Origin of the sequence: Bremerella sp. JC817 (assembly GCF_040718835.1) — a bacterium.
Lineage (GTDB): Bacteria > Planctomycetota > Planctomycetia > Pirellulales > Pirellulaceae > Bremerella.
This window is the reverse complement of the sequence record NZ_JBFEFG010000248.1, coordinates 1-308: the sequence shown is the minus strand read 5'-3', so window position 1 is coordinate 308 and position 308 is coordinate 1. Positions and strand designations below refer to the sequence as shown.

The 308-nt window shown below is 68.8% G+C and carries 1 pseudogene; it reads left to right on the top strand.

Annotated features, from left to right (window positions below):
* Window positions 1-308 (top strand): annotated as a pseudogene (locus tag AB1L30_RS03870) (GTPase HflX); the annotation flags it as partial.

The window sequence follows — 308 nt, the reverse complement described above, 5'->3', positions numbered from 1 at the left end:
GCCACCTTGGAAGAGGCCCGCCAGGCCGACCTCCTGCTGCACGTCGTCGACGCATCCAGCCCCGAGGCCGAGGCCCAGATCAATGCGGTCAACGCCGTGCTCGACGAGATCGGCCTGCGAGAGCATCCCACGATCCTCGTCCTGAACAAGGCCGATCGCGTCCCCGATCGCTCGTTCCTCGACGTGCTCCGCGCCCACCACGACGACTCGATCATCGTCAGCGCCGCCTCGGGCGACGGCCTCGACCGCCTGGAACAGGCCGTCCGCGAGGCCCTCAACGAAAACGCCCTCGACGCCCGGATCGAGAC